At 63.2% G+C, this 11002-nt stretch carries 15 protein-coding genes; 4 read left to right on the forward strand and 11 right to left on the reverse strand.

The genetic code is table 11. From position 1 onward, the window contains the following. Positions 1-177 precede the first annotated feature (177 nt). A complete protein-coding gene (locus tag ACOOFO_RS10265; protein WP_420426679.1) occupies positions 178-414 on the forward strand; it encodes a hypothetical protein in 237 nt (78 codons plus the stop codon). A 92-nt stretch (positions 415-506) separates the two neighbouring features. Then, positions 507-782 carry a hypothetical protein gene (locus ACOOFO_RS10270; protein WP_420426680.1) on the forward strand — a complete coding sequence of 92 codons (276 nt, stop codon included), beginning with the start codon at positions 507-509 and terminating at the stop codon, positions 780-782. A gap of 37 nt (positions 783-819) precedes the next feature. Here the strand turns inward: ACOOFO_RS10270 and ACOOFO_RS10275 are convergent, their stop codons facing one another. The 11 genes from ACOOFO_RS10275 to rrtA all read right to left on the reverse strand — a co-directional run bounded on the left by ACOOFO_RS10275 (position 820) and on the right by rrtA (position 9909). Then, positions 820-1173: a PilZ domain-containing protein gene (locus tag ACOOFO_RS10275; RefSeq protein ID WP_420426681.1), complete on the reverse strand. Its 354-nt coding sequence runs from the start codon at positions 1171-1173 to the stop codon at positions 820-822. Then, positions 1157-2140: a DNA polymerase III subunit delta' gene (gene holB, locus ACOOFO_RS10280; RefSeq protein ID WP_420426682.1), complete on the reverse strand. Its 984-nt coding sequence runs from the start codon at positions 2138-2140 to the stop codon at positions 1157-1159. Before holB ends, ACOOFO_RS10275 begins: the two co-directional genes overlap by 17 nt. Further along, complete coding sequence (tmk, locus tag ACOOFO_RS10285; RefSeq protein WP_420426683.1) at positions 2137-2760, reverse strand: dTMP kinase; 624 nt, start codon at positions 2758-2760, stop codon at positions 2137-2139. Before tmk ends, holB begins: the two co-directional genes overlap by 4 nt. Continuing rightward, positions 2757-3776, reverse strand: coding sequence for an endolytic transglycosylase MltG (gene mltG / locus ACOOFO_RS10290; protein WP_420426684.1), 1020 nt, complete (start codon positions 3774-3776; stop codon positions 2757-2759). The genes tmk and mltG overlap by 4 nt, the downstream gene beginning before the upstream one ends. Further along, the gene (pabC, locus tag ACOOFO_RS10295) at positions 3773-4621 is read right to left on the reverse strand and encodes an aminodeoxychorismate lyase (RefSeq protein ID WP_420426685.1); all 849 of its coding nucleotides are present in this window, start codon (positions 4619-4621) and stop codon (positions 3773-3775) included. Before pabC ends, mltG begins: the two co-directional genes overlap by 4 nt. Next, positions 4618-5967, reverse strand: a complete 1350-nt coding sequence (locus tag ACOOFO_RS10300; RefSeq protein WP_420426686.1) for a chorismate-binding protein — start codon at positions 5965-5967, stop codon at positions 4618-4620. The genes pabC and ACOOFO_RS10300 overlap by 4 nt, the downstream gene beginning before the upstream one ends. After that, positions 5960-7204, reverse strand: a complete 1245-nt coding sequence (gene fabF / locus ACOOFO_RS10305) for a beta-ketoacyl-ACP synthase II (protein WP_420426687.1) — start codon at positions 7202-7204, stop codon at positions 5960-5962. Before fabF ends, ACOOFO_RS10300 begins: the two co-directional genes overlap by 8 nt. A gap of 45 nt (positions 7205-7249) precedes the next feature. Further along, on the reverse strand, positions 7250-7495 hold the full coding sequence (gene acpP, locus ACOOFO_RS10310; RefSeq protein WP_043766693.1) for an acyl carrier protein: 246 nt from the start codon (positions 7493-7495) through the stop codon (positions 7250-7252). A gap of 154 nt (positions 7496-7649) precedes the next feature. Continuing rightward, a complete protein-coding gene (gene fabG, locus ACOOFO_RS10315; protein ID WP_420426688.1) occupies positions 7650-8378 on the reverse strand; it encodes a 3-oxoacyl-ACP reductase FabG in 729 nt (242 codons plus the stop codon). A 16-nt stretch (positions 8379-8394) separates the two neighbouring features. Then, positions 8395-9321 (reverse strand): ACP S-malonyltransferase, encoded by a 927-nt coding sequence (gene fabD / locus ACOOFO_RS10320; RefSeq protein WP_420426689.1) that lies wholly within the window; start codon positions 9319-9321, stop codon positions 8395-8397. Between the two features lie 36 nt (positions 9322-9357). Next, on the reverse strand, positions 9358-9909 hold the full coding sequence (gene rrtA, locus ACOOFO_RS10325; protein WP_420429730.1) for a rhombosortase: 552 nt from the start codon (positions 9907-9909) through the stop codon (positions 9358-9360). A 96-nt stretch (positions 9910-10005) separates the two neighbouring features. Here rrtA and gspG point away from each other — a divergent pair, with 96 nt between their 5' ends. Together gspG and gspH are read left to right on the forward strand one after the other, a co-directional pair. Further along, entirely contained in the window at positions 10006-10458 is a 453-nt protein-coding gene (gspG, locus tag ACOOFO_RS10330) for a type II secretion system major pseudopilin GspG (RefSeq protein ID WP_420426690.1), read from the forward strand. A gap of 23 nt (positions 10459-10481) precedes the next feature. Then, positions 10482-11000, forward strand: a complete 519-nt coding sequence (gene gspH / locus ACOOFO_RS10335) for a type II secretion system minor pseudopilin GspH (RefSeq protein ID WP_420426691.1) — start codon at positions 10482-10484, stop codon at positions 10998-11000. Positions 11001-11002: the final 2 nt, after the last annotated feature.

Raw genomic sequence — 11002 nt, forward strand, 5'->3', positions numbered from 1 at the left:
GCCATATTGTACTTTACATAATATATATTATGCGCATATCTGTACAGAACTTAGGCAGTATGCGCAGTATGGAGTGACAGTGAGTGTGAGCCGTGCAGCCGGAGGTACCGGCGTCTTTCTATTCCACGTCATCTTGCTGCGCTTCCCTATAGATACTTCTCGAGTGTCATCGCAACGATGGACATCAAGGCCAGCACTGCCAGCGCCGCAGAAACAACAGCAAGAGTGACACGACGCATGAGCGTCACCAAGGGAAACGCAACGGGATATCAGCAGTTTTCTTCCCATCGAGCGATCACCATTGACCAAGCCGCTCACTGGGTCGACAAGCAGTGTCAGCGCACGCCGCAACGACTCAAGGTCGATGAATCGGGCATTGCGCCAGATCAATGCGTCAGCGTACAGGATGGATAACCTGCGGCTTATGGCCCGGTTAGTGGCCGGTCAAGATCACAACAACCGTCACGTCGTGCGTGGACATCACAGGAAGCATCACGGGCGGCGACATGAACGCGGAACACATGACCCCCGATCATCGCAGTGTCCTGCAGCGACGCCTCGATGCCATGCACGAGCAACTGCAACAGATTGACGGAAAGGATGCCGCGTGGCTTCGGCGTTCCGCCGACGAATGCCGTCGACTGGCGCGCGAGTGCCAACAACCCCGGACCACAGAAGGAGATGCGCTGGCAGACCGTTTTGAATCACTTGCGGTCGACATTTCCATGGAGCTTGACGAGCGCACCGTCTCTGCGCTGCTGTCCGGTCACGGCTCCGACTAAGGCCGCTCTACGGCCGGCGTCATCGCGTCGGGGGACTCTACATGGTCTCGGTTGGCCGATCCGACGTCAGCATGCCCGCGAGCAGCGCTTCGAAATGCTTCTGCACTTCGGCAGAATCCTGATTGAACTGCACGCCCACACCCTGGCGGCGTCGCCCCTGAGCGCCGCGTGGATTGACCCATACGACCTTGCCATTGATTGAGTAGCGTTCCTGCTCATAGGTCAGAAGCAGCAGTACTTCGTCTCCCAATCCGAGCTCGGCCGTAGTGGGCACGAAGAGCCCTCCATTGCGGACAAAAGGCATGTAGGCGGCATAGAGCGCGTTGCGATCCGGGAGATTCAGCGTCAACAGACCCGGCTGCTGTTTGGGGGCGTCATCGGCTTCCGCCATGCATGTCTCCGTTAGGGCGCTTGCGCGACTGTGCCCGGAGGGCGAGCCACGACACTAAGAGGGCTTCCACCGCGAGTTGCGGCGGTGTATTGGCGCGAAGCGCGCCTCGAGCCTGCAACGTTAGCTGGTACGTCTCCACAGCGCACGTCGTTCCGACGGACGGCCCCGCTTCCAGGTGCGAGGCGGCATCGCTCCAGGCATGCGTCGCAAGCCATTCCAGAAAGCGGGTGGCATCGTCGCGCGTGGACGCGATGCGACGTGCCACATTAGTCAGCTCCGATGGAGCAGCCTCCAGCTGTTGGAGTTCTGCTTCAAATTCGGTCGCAATTTCCCGATCTTCATCCTCGAGCGCCCGCAATGGCTGGCCTGGATAGATCGCGAGCCGGCTATCCGCGTCAGAGATTCCCTGTGTCATGAGCCACTCACGGGCCTGCGCCTCGCTAGGCCGTGGCACGGTTATGACCTGGGCCCGGCTACGGATCGTGGGTAACAGATTGCGCGGCTGCTCGCTCAGCAGCAGAAAGACGGTCCCCTCCCCTGGCTCCTCCAGTGTCTTCAGCAGTGCATTGGCTGCATTGCGGTTGAGGCGCTCTGCAGGATAGAGCTGTACCACGCGATAGCCCTGATGGTGGCGCGACAGCGAGAGCAGTTCGGTCACCGCACGAACCTGATCCACGGTGATCTCCTGGGCCGCGCCTTCGGGCAGGATGCGCAGTGCATCCGGATGGTTCCCCGCCCGCCATTGCCGGCAACCGCTGCATTGGCCGCAGGGGGTATCCGTGCGCTGTTGGCAAAGCAGCCATCCCGTCAGCGCCTGCGCGAAATACTCCAGCCCGGTGCCACGCGCAGCCTGCAGGACCATCGTCTGCGGGAGCCGCGCGGCCCGCTCGAGGCGCTGCAGTTCCTGCAGTGCGGCTTGTTGCCAGGGCAAGACTGCCGTAGCGATCGCTGCTGCGTCCTGACTCACTTCAGGCGTGCCTCCAGCGTTGCCTGGACGGCACTGCGCACATCCTCCTGGTTCTGCCCGGCGTCAATGATGGCGTAGCGTTCCGGATGCTGATGGGCGCGCTCAAGATAGACCTCGCGTACCTTCTCGGCAAAACGCAGTGCCTCCTGTTCGAAGCGGTCGGCAGCCCCTCTTCGCGCAGCGCGTGCGCGGCCCACGGTGGGCTCCAGATCCAGCAGCAGCACGAGGTCCGGCTGGATGCGATCACAGATCCAGGAGGCAAGATGGTCGAGATGGTCCATTCCAATACCGCGACCGCCGCCCTGATAGGCGTAGCTGGCATCGACGAAGCGGTCGCTGACCACATCCTGGCCAGCCGCCAGCGCCGGCGCGATGTGCTTTTGAAGATGCTGGCTGCGCGCCGCAAAAACCAGCAGCGTTTCGCATTCGGGCGTCATCTCCACATTTTCACGGTCAATCAGCAGGCCACGTATGCGCTCAGCCAATGGCGTGCCGCCGGGCTCGCGCGTGCACAGCACGTCACGCCCCTGCGATCTCAACCATTCGGCAACCGTCTCGACCTGAGTGCTTTTGCCGGCGCCCTCGCCGCCCTCGAGCACAATGAAGCGCCCTCGATTCACTGCCCCCCTCCCCGCTGATAACGATTCACCGCCCGATTATGCTCGGCCAAGGTATCCGAGAAGACGTGCGTGCCATCATTGCGCGATACAAAATACAAGGCCGTGCCGTCGGCCGGATTCGCCACGGCCTGCAGTGACGCTCGCCCCGGCAGGCAGATGGGCGTTGGCGGCAATCCGCCTCGGGTGTAGGTGTTGTAGGGGGTATCCGTGACGAGGTCGATGCGACGCAGACGCCCGCTACGTTCCGGATCGCGCCCGTAGAGAACGGTGGGATCGGTCTGCAAGCGCATGCCCCGTTGCAGACGGCGTGTGAACACGCCGGCGACCCGCCCCCGCTCCTCTGGGGCTCCCGTTTCCTTCTCGATGATCGACGCCATCGTCAACAAGGCATAGGGCGTATCCAGTGGGAGGTCATCGACCCGTTCCGCCCAGGCCGCCTCTAGAGCCGCTTTCATGGCGCGATGCGCGCGTTCCAGAATCTGGACGTCCGTGCTGCCGCGTGTGTAGTGATAGGTCTCGGGCAGAAACCAGCCTTCCGGATTGCTCGCCTCGATGCCCAGCGTGTTACGAAGCTGCTCAATGGCCTGCTCGCGCTTCTCCGGAAGGGTGTGCCTGAGACGTTCTTCGGCACGTAGGGCGTTCAGAGCCTCGTCCAGCGTCCAGCCTTCGATGAAGGTGACGCTGTGCTGCACCACGTCGCCCGCCACCAGCATAGCGAGCAACTCATCGGCCGTCACAGGCTGAACAAGGCGGTACTCGCCAGCGTGGATCCGACGCGTCTGCTCATTCAGCCGGCCGAACAACCGCAGATAGACTGCATCACGCGGCGCCTGCAGCCACTGCCGTCTTTGCAGGTCTCGGACCAATGCCGACCAGCTGCTGCCCTCTTCCAGAACGAAGGTCGTGGGGAGCTCGGAGGGGGTGATCCTGGTCTGAAGTGCCCGCCAGGCATCCGCTGCCACCGCCCCCGTGGCCGCCACGACCAAGAGCATCAGAATTGCGATCCATCGCTTCATGAAACTTCCGCCAATTGCACACCAGGGTGCGTGAGGGTCTGCATCCAGCTGGGCAGGCCGGATGCTCCGGCAGTCGGCTGACCGTTGAGGCGCTTCACGGGCCAGACACCAAAGACGCTGTTGCACACAAACAGGCCATCGGCGCGCAGCAGGATTTCGACACCAGGGGCCTCCACTTCTCGCACCCTGGTCCCATACGCCTGCGCCAGCTCGATGATCCGGTCCCGCGTGACGCCGCGCACACCGCAATCGACCACTGCCGGCGTCAGCAGTTCATGCCCTTGACGCCAGAACACGTTGCTTCGCACGCCGCATTGAAAGCCTTGCGAAGGCCCCCGGCACAATCCCTCGACGGCCTCGCTCCGTTGCAATTCCGTGGCTGCCAGCACTTGCTCCAATCGGTTGCAATGCTTGATGCCGGCAAGGCGCGGGTGCACGCTGAGTTGGGCATCGAGTCCCACCACATCGATGCCAGCGGTCCAATAGGCAGCCGGATATCGGGGCAGTGTATGGACGAAGACACCTAACTGGGGTTTGGCGGTCGCGTCCGGGGCATAGCCGCGTGCCTCGCCTCCGCGCAGGACGATCATCTTGACGATGGCAGTGCGCGGGAGCTCCACGCTCTGCAGTCCATCCAGCGCCTGCTGTAACTGATCCACCCCAATGTCGATGGCGAGCGCCCGCGCGTCCTGATGCAGGCGTTGCAGCTGGCGTTCACGTGCATCGATCTGTCGGTCCCACCAGAGCATGGTGCGAAAGACACCGTCGCCGTAGTGCAGCCCTCGCGTCTGTGCAGGCACCGCGTTGGCAGCGACGCCATTCCACCAGCAACCGATCAGGCTCATGCGCCCAATGCGCGCAGCAACCCCTGCGCCTTGGCACGGGTTTCTGCGAGCTCGGCCTCAGGGTCTGAGTCCGCGACGATGCCGGCTCCGGCGCGGAAGCGAATCTCCCGGTCACGCACGCGCAGGGTGCGAATCAGGATATTGCTGTCCATGCGGCCGTTGCGTGAGACGTAGCCCAGTGAACCGGTATAGCTCCCCCGCCCCTCCCCCTCCAGCTCCGCGATGATTTCCATGACGCGGAATTTCGGGCACCCCGTGATCGTGCCGCCGGGAAAGCCGGCCCGCAGCACGTCGGAGTAGGAATGACGGGCATCCAGATCGCCAACGATGTTGGAGACCAGATGATGCACGCTGGCGTACTGCTCCTGCGTCAGCATCTCTTCGACCTGCACCGACCCTGGCACACAGATGCGCCCCAGATCGTTGCGCTCCAGATCGATCAGCATGACGTGCTCGGCACGCTCCTTGAGACTGCTGTCCAGTTCCGCCCGCATGGCCGCATCTTCACCGACATCGCGACCGCGGCGACGCGTGCCGGCAATGGGTCGTGTATCCACGCGCCCATTACGCACGCGCAGCAGCCGTTCCGGTGAAGCGCTCACCAGATGCTCATCCCCGTGCTTCAGTAGTGCAGAAAATGGGGCCGGATTCCGGCGATGCATGGCTTCATGGAGCATGGGCGCGGGCATGGCCGAGTCCAGCTCGATTGACCACGCCCGCGAGAGGTTGACCTGGAAGCAATCGCCGCCATGCAGATAATCCAATACCGCGCGGACGTTGCGGAGATAACGCTCAGCAGCTTCCTCTTCCTGATGGCGGATGACGCACTCGCCTGGCTCGACCGCGGGCAGTGATCGCTCCGCTGCCAGCGCCAGCGCGCGTACCGATGCCTCGTCCGGGGCCACGCACCAGGCCTCATGGCGCTCATGATCAATGATGATCGCCTGATCGACCTTCCAGACCACGATGTCGGGCAAGCCTTCCGGCCGCAGTGGCAGGATAAGCCGAGGCTCGAACTGCCCCACTGCCTCATAGCCCAGATGAAAGACATATCCCCCCACAAAGGGAAGGCCATCCGTCTCATCGGTAGCGGGGCGCCGTACATCCAATGCGGCAAGTAGTGCTTCCGCCTGCGGCTGTCGGGCGTCGCAGGCGCCGATGCATTGCCCTTCCGCGAACAGAATGTCGTAGCGCCCGGTACGGGGCGCATAGGCCCCGCTGCGCATCAGGCAGAAATAGCGCTCCGGGTCCGCGGCATGCAAGGCGAGCAGATCGGGAATACGCGACAAGCGACGCTGCACGCTGCCCTCGACACGGCGCGCCAGCGCCGTCTCCGGCTCAGGCAAAGCGCTTGAATACGATGGTCGCGTTCGTTCCGCCGAAACCGAAGGAATTGGACAACGCGTATTCGACTTGCTGCTGACGCGCCTTGTTGGGCACGTAGTCGAGATCGCAGCCTTCGCCCGCCTCGTGGAAATTGATGGTGGGGGGGAGGACGCCATCGTGCAGCGCCAGCGCGGTGAAGATGGCTTCGATGCCGCCTGCCGCGCCCAGTAGATGACCTGTCATCGACTTGGTGGAACTGACTGCAACCGAGGACGCGTGACTGCCGAAGGCACCATGGACTGCTGCGGTTTCGGCGATGTCGCCGGCGTGCGTCGACGTACCATGGGCATTGATGTATCCGACCTCACTGGGGTCAACGCCCGCATCCTTGAGCGCATTCTGCATCGCGCGCTGCGCGCCCTCGCCCGTCTCGGGTGGGAGCGTGATGTGGTACGCGTCCGAGGACATGCCAAGCCCACACAGCTCGGCGTAGATCGTTGCACCACGCGCCTGGGCATCTTCCAGCCGTTCGATGACCAGCACGCCGGCACCGTCACCGAGCACGAAGCCGTCCCGATCCTTGTCCCAGGGCCGCGATGCCTCGGTCGGCGCATCGTTGCGGGTCGACAGTGCCCGCGCCTGGCAGAAGCCGGCAAGCCCAGCCGGGCTGGAACCGCATTCGGCACCGCCGACGATGAAAGCATCTGCATCGCCAGCCTGAATCAGGCGCAGACCAAGACCGATGGCGTGCGCGCCTGTGGTACAGGCCGATACCGCGGCCAGGCTGGGGCCGACGATGCCCAGATCAATGGAGATGTGCCCGGTCACCATATTGATGATGCTGCTGGGCACGAAGAAGGGTGACATACGCCGCGGACCCTTCTCCCGCAGCACCGCGCACTCCTTCTCGATGGTGCCGATGCCGCCGATCCCTGAACCGACGCAGACGCCCACGCGGTCGCGGTTGCTGTCGTCGATGACCAGTCCGGCATCCTTGACCGCCTGCTTGGCGGCGGCCACACCGTAATGAATGAAGGGGTCCGTCTTGCGGACCTCCTTCGGGGCCATCCATTCGTCCGCCTTGAAGTCTTCAGCAACCAGACCCGCAAACTGCGTCGTGTAGGCGGAGACATCGTACTTGTCGATGTTCCGAATCCCGCTCTTGCCGGAGCGCACTGCTTCCCACGCCGTGTCGACACTGTTGCCGACCGGAGAAACAATGCCCATGCCGGTGATGACGACGCGCGTCTTGGACATGCCTGATCTACCTGCGGTGAAATGGCGGCCGGGGGCCAGAAGCCATCAAGAAGCCTGGTTGGCGTTGCTCTTGATGTAGTTGATCACGTCCTGGAAGGTCACGATCTTTTCCGCTTCCTCGTCCGGAATGTCGATCTCGAATTCCTCTTCCAGCGCCATCACCAACTCGACGGTGTCGAGCGAATCCGCACCCAGGTCCTCTACAAAGGACGCGTCGGGGGTAATCTGGTCTTCGCTGACCGAGAGCTGTTCAGCGATGATCTTTTTAACCTTCTCTTCCAGGTTGCTCATGAGCCACTCCTAATGGATTTATCAATGCGGTACGCGTTGGAAGCCGCCTACCGCGAGCTCCCGCCTCGGTCGCCGTACTGGTAGCGAACCGCGGTGAATTGTAGAAGATTGCGACGACCGGTATCTATACGCACGAATGCCCGCAGCATCGGGCTTATGCCATGTGCATGCCACCATTCACGTGCAGGGTTTCGCCACTGATGTAACTGGCGTCCGGGCCCGCCAGAAAGGCCACTGCCGCGGCAATGTCCTGCACCGAACCCAAGCGCGCTGCAGGAATCTGCTCGAGCAGCGCTTCGCGTTGCGATGATTCCAGTGCCTGCGTCATGTCGGTTTCGATGAAGCCCGGGGCCACCACGTTGACCGTAATGCCACGATTGCCAACCTCGCGCGCCAAAGACTTGCTCATGCCCACCAGCCCGGCTTTGGAAGCGCAGTAGTTGGCCTGGCCGGGGTTGCCCGCCGCCCCCACCACCGAGCCGACCGAGATAATGCGTCCGTTGCGCGCCTTCATCATGCCGCGCAGGACCGTGCGCGCGCAGACGAACGCGGCCTTGAGGTTGGTATCGACGACCGCGTCCCAGTCGTCGTCCTTCATGCGCATCGCCAGGCCATCACGGGTGATGCCGGCGTTGTTGACCAGGATGTCGACGCCAGGAAGCGATGCGACCAGCGCCTTGACGGCTTCGCCATCGCAGACGTCCAGGACGCGCCCCTCCCCGCGCTCCCCGAGTGCTTCGCTGATGCCGTCAGCGCCCTTCTGCGAGGTACTGGTGCCGATAACATAGGCGCCATCCTGGGCCAGTCGCGCACAGATGGCCGCACCAATGCCGCGGCTTCCGCCTGTCACCAGCGCCGTTTTTCCGCTCAGTGGTTGACTCATGCCCTTTTCCATCCCCCTATTGCTCGCCCAAAGCTGCGCTCAGTGCCTCGAGGCCACTGTCTCCGCCGAGTGCCACACTCGGCACCCCGCGCATGCCCCGTTTTGCGAGACCGCAGAGTACCTTACCCGGACCACACTCCACGAGCAGCGTGACCCCCTGCGCTTGCAATGCGGACTGGGTCTGCGTCCAGCGCACTGGCTCGCAGAGCTGGCGGCGCAGGGCTTCGCGCACGCTGGCACTGTCGCTGCGCGGCGCCGCATCGACGTTGTGCAGCACCGGAATGTGCGGGTCGCTTAGCGTCACGGACTGCAGTTCCGGCGTCAGCGCTTCGGCGGCTGCCTCGAGCAGCACACAGTGCGAGGGCACCGACATGGCAAGACGGGCGATCTTGCGCGCCCCGGCTTTGGGCCCTTCCGCCTCCAGCCAATCCAGGGCATCCACACGGCCGGCCACCACCACCTGGCCCGGCGCGTTGTAGTTCACTGGATACAGCCCGCCTTCCGGGCGTTGTGCACACAGGGCCTCCACGGCGCTGTCATCCATGCCAAGCACTGCCGCCATCCCCGAGCCTTCAGGCGCATGCATCTGCATGAAGCGGCCGCGCGCCTCGACCAACCGCAATGCATCGGCGAAACCCAAGGCACCGCTTGCGACCAGCGCGCTGTACTCGCCCAGCGAGTGCCCAGCCAGCACCGAGGGGGCAAGCCCGGTCTGCTCACATGCCAGCCGCCAGAGAGCAATGGACGCCGTCAAGATGGCCGGCTGCGTGTACTGGGTCTGGTTCAGCTGCGTTTCCGGCCCCTTAGCGATCAGTGCCGCCATATCCCAGCCCAAGGCCTGGGATGCCTCTTCCAGCGTTCGTTGCACGATGCCCTGATCATAGCCATCGAGCATTCCCACCGATTGCGATCCCTGTCCCGGGAAAACTACCGCCGTTGTCACACTGCCTCCTTCATTGCATCGCGCCCGCAAAGCATGTCACACGCGGCGCGCCGCTAGACCTTGTTGCTTGTAGTGCCCCCCAAGCAGAAGCATGACCGCGGCCAAGACTCCCGCCAGATGCGCATCTGTTGCCACTGCGGCACCGATGCGCTCAGCGTCGGACAGGGGAACGCCCAACGCCTGCTCCCAAATGATCTTGACAACAAGATACAACAGGCAAAGAAGGGCAATCCGGTCGCGTCGTGCGGCCTGCGGCACGAGCCCCATGAGAAAGAGCCCGTGCAGCACCCCAGAAAAACCGGCGTAGCGAATCATGTCGGGCTGTACCAGCAGCAGCCACAAGCTGACGCCCCCACCCAGCCAGGCCAGGATGACTATCCATTGCGTGAGGGTCCATCGCCGTGGGCATAGCAACACCCAGACAAGCAGACCCAGGGCATTGAGCGCGAAATGGTAGGGGGTCCAGTGCACCAGGTGCCCACTCCACATGCGCCACCACTGTGCCTGCTCGATCATCTTTTGGCGGTGATAGACCAGGTCGTCAAAGGAAGGAGGCGCCACCCACTGCAGGAATCCCATCAACAGCACGAGCGCCAAGGGGATGCCCCATTCCGGAGCAGTTCGAAGCGCACCTTTTGCTATTCTCTGGGTCCAACCCGCAACGTTCATATCGGAGCCTTCTTGGTGCAGCATCCGACCTCTCGCCGGTTTGCCGCGCGCAACCGCGGTTTTACCCTGATCGAAATCATGGTGGTTGTGGTCATCCTCGGCATTCTTGCGGCCGTGGTGGTACCGCGCATCATGGACCGTCCCGACGACGCACGCATTGCCAAGGCCCGCCAGGACGTGCGCGCCCTGCAGAGCGCCCTGGAGCTGTATCGACTGGACAACTACCAGTATCCGAGCTCACAGCAGGGCCTCGAGGCCCTGGTATCGGAACCCAGCGGCGATCCGCCGGCACGCAACTGGAAACCCGGTGGCTACATCAATTCGCTGCCGACTGACCCGTGGGGCAACCCCTACCAGTACGTCAATCCGGGCGAACAAAGCGACTACGACGTGTACAGCTTCGGTGCCGACGGCCGCGAAGGCGGCGAAGGCATCAATGCCGATATCGGCAACTGGAACATCGAGTAGCGTCGCCGCCACGAACTGTGCTCATGCGCCCACGCGCGCTCGGATTCACGCTGCTTGAGCTGCTGGTTGTCCTGCTCATCATCGGTGTGATGACGAGCTTTGCGGTGCTATCCATCGGTAACCGCACGCTTTCGGACCGGCTTGACAACGAGGCCAGCCGACTTGCCCAGCTCTTCGTATTGGCGCAGGACGAAGCCTTGTTCAAACGACAGGAAATTGGCTTCTTCACCGACGAAGAGCGCTACGGTTTCCTGATTCCCGATGGCAGCGGCGGTTGGCAACCCCTCACCCAGAGCGGACCATTGCGCGTACGTCCCTTCAGTGAGCCCTTCCGCGGCGTGCTCTTCGTCGAGGGCCAGCCGGTCGCGCCGCCCGACCCGGACGAACTCGAACCCGCGGTGCTCATCCTGTCGAGCGGCGACATGACCCCTTTCCGTCTCGAGATCGATGCGCCTTCCGATCCCAACCTCGACGAGGCCATCGTGCGCGGCGATGCGCTGGGTCGCATTGCGCGTGGCCCGGCCGACAATCGGGAAGACTGAGC

Source organism: Algiphilus sp., assembly GCF_965216485.1.
GTDB lineage: Bacteria > Pseudomonadota > Gammaproteobacteria > Nevskiales > Nevskiaceae > Algiphilus.